This is a genomic window from Ochrobactrum sp. S1502_03, assembly GCF_044435015.1.
Taxonomy (GTDB): domain Bacteria; phylum Pseudomonadota; class Alphaproteobacteria; order Rhizobiales; family Rhizobiaceae; genus Brucella; species Brucella chromiisoli.
This window is the reverse complement of the sequence record NZ_JAYEXN010000077.1, coordinates 1-2,508: the sequence shown is the minus strand read 5'-3', so window position 1 is coordinate 2,508 and position 2,508 is coordinate 1. Positions and strand designations below refer to the sequence as shown.

Sequence of the window (2,508 nt, the reverse complement as noted above, 5' to 3'; positions counted from 1 at the left end):
TGAGAGCGGCGGTGCAAAATTAGTCCACGGAAGTGGCGGGATAATCCCGCTTCGGCGGAGTAAAACTCGGCCACCTATTTTCCTTCTGCAACGAGTGCAGGAGGGATCAGGGGATTTTTACCGTGGACTTATATCTGAAGGTGCGTCTGGCTGTTTCGGAAGGCATGACGAAACGACAGGCAGCGAAGCATTTTAACATTTCGCGCGATACGGTCGGCAAGATGATGGCCTATTCGACGCCGCCCGGTTATCAGCGTCGATCACCAATCCGTCGTCCTAAGCTTGATGCGTTTGTTTCGACGATCGACCATTGGCTGGATGAGGATTCGAAGGTTCCGCGCAAGCAACGCCATACGGCCAAACGGGTGTTTGATCGCCTTCGTGCGGAATGCGGTTTCACCGGTGGCTACACGATCATCAAGGACTATATCCGTGAACGGGCTCAGCGTCGGCAGGAGGTATTCGTGCCTCTGTCGCATGAGCCGGGCCATGCGCAGGCAGATTTCGGCGAAGCGATGGTGATGATCGGTGGCGTTGAACAGAAAGCGCATTTCTTCGTCCTTGACCTCCCGCACAGTGACGGCTGTTATGTACGGGCGTATCCGGCGGCAGTGGCGGAGGCCTGGGTCGATGGCCACATTCATGCTTTTGCCTTCTTCGGCGCGGTTCCTCAGTCAATTGTTTACGACAATGATCGCTGCCTTGTCGCGAAGATCCAGGCTGACGGCACCCGCAAACGGGCGACATTGTTCAGCGGTTTCCTGTCCCATTATTTGATCCGGGATCGTTATGCCCGTCCGGGGAAAGGCAATGACAAGGGGAACGTCGAGGGCCTTGTGGGCTACGCGCGACGCAACTTCATGGTTCCGATCCCGCGATTTGCGACATGGGATGACTTCAACGGCTGGCTGGAAGAGCAATGCCGCAAGCGTCAGCAAGACAAGCTGCGCGGTGAGAATGAGACTATCGGTGAGCGACTGCAGCGGGATCTGGCTGCCATGCGTCCATTGCCAACTTCGTCATTTGATGCCTGTGACCAAGCCAGCGGCACGGTAACGGCTCAAGCTCTAGTCCGCTACAAGAGGAATGATTATTCCGTGCCGGTTGCCTACGGCCACAGGCAGGTCTGGATACGGGGTTATGTCAACGAGGTGGTGATCAGCTGCGGCGGTGAGATCATCGCGCGCCATGTGCGCAATTGGGGTCGGGAAGATGTAGTCTTTGATCCGCTGCATTACCTGCCACTGATCGAGAAGAAGATCAATGCGCTGGATCAGGCGGCTCCTCTTCAGGGATGGGCTCTGCCCGAGGAGTTCGCGACGTTGCGTCGGTTGATGGAAGGCCGCATGGCAAAGCATGGGAAACGGGAATATGTGCAGATATTGCGCCTGCTGGAAAGTTTCGATCTCGCCGACGTGCATGCGGCGGTGAAGCAGGCCATGCAGCTTGGAGCAATAGGCTTCGACGCTGTCAAACATCTTGTCCTGTGTCGCGTTGAGCGTCGGCCGCCACGGCTTGACCTGTCGATCTATCCCTACCTGCCCAAAGCAATGGTCGAAAAGACGTCTGCGAAAGCCTACATGCACCTCCTATCGAATGACGCAGGAGAAGCTGCATGAGCACCGAAGCGCCCGATATTTTGCTTGCCCACTATCTCAAGACCCTGAAGCTACCGACCTTCCAGCGCGAGTACCAGAAGCTGGCCAGATTATGCGCCACCGAAGGTGTCGATCATGTCGGATATCTCCGTCGTCTTGCCGAAGGCGAGATGATTGAGCGGGATCGCCGCAAGGTCGAACGCCGCATCAAGGCAGCACGGTTCCCAACGGTCAAAAGTCTCGACAGCTTTGACTTCTCAGCCATCCCAAAGCTCAATAAGATGCAGGTACTGGAACTGGCACGCTGCGAATGGATCGAACGGCGCGAGAATGTCATCGCGCTTGGACCCAGTGGCACGGGCAAAACCCATGTGGCACTTGGCCTTGGTCTGGCCGCATGCCAAAAGGGGTTATCCGTCGGATTCACCACGGCGGCTTCTCTGGTCAGTGAAATGATGGAGGCGCGTGATGAACGGCGTCTTCTCCGCTTCCAGAAGCAGATGGCAGCCTATGGGTTGCTGATCATTGACGAACTGGGCTTCGTGCCATTGTCAAAGACTGGAGCGGAATTGCTGTTCGAGCTGATCTCGCAACGCTATGAACGCGGCGCCACCCTGATCACCAGCAATCTGCCATTTGACGAATGGACGGAAACACTCGGATCCGAGCGGTTGACCGGTGCACTACTGGATCGTATCACCCACCACGTCAACATTCTGGAAATGAATGGCGATAGTTATCGCCTCGCTCAAAGCCGAGCCAAAAAGCACCGCTAAAACACACGCAAAATTACCGATGCCGCAATCGGAAAACTCTGGTCGGGCTACGCCCTTCCGACGTTCCCCGATTGCGGCATAAACTGGCCTGATTTTACACCGCCATTTGGCCTGTTTTTATTCCGCCGTTGACA

The 2,508-nt window shown here is 56.1% G+C and carries 2 protein-coding genes; both read left to right on the top strand.

Annotation, left to right across the window (positions count from 1 at the left end; all coding sequences use genetic code 11):
* Positions 1-122 precede the first annotated feature (122 nt).
* Positions 123-1,619: an IS21 family transposase gene (gene istA, locus VBH83_RS19225; protein ID WP_396999081.1), complete on the top strand. Its 1,497-nt coding sequence runs from the start codon at positions 123-125 to the stop codon at positions 1,617-1,619.
* Positions 1,616-2,374: an IS21-like element helper ATPase IstB gene (gene istB, locus VBH83_RS19220; RefSeq protein ID WP_396999080.1), complete on the top strand. Its 759-nt coding sequence runs from the start codon at positions 1,616-1,618 to the stop codon at positions 2,372-2,374. Before istA ends, istB begins: the two co-directional genes overlap by 4 nt.
* Positions 2,375-2,508: the final 134 nt, after the last annotated feature.

Bases quoted from the DNA above. Each gene is read 5' to 3' on its own strand.
- istB (WP_396999080.1), top strand. From the start codon at position 1,616: ATGAGCACCGAAGCGCCCGATATTTTGCTTGCCCACTATCTCAAGACC.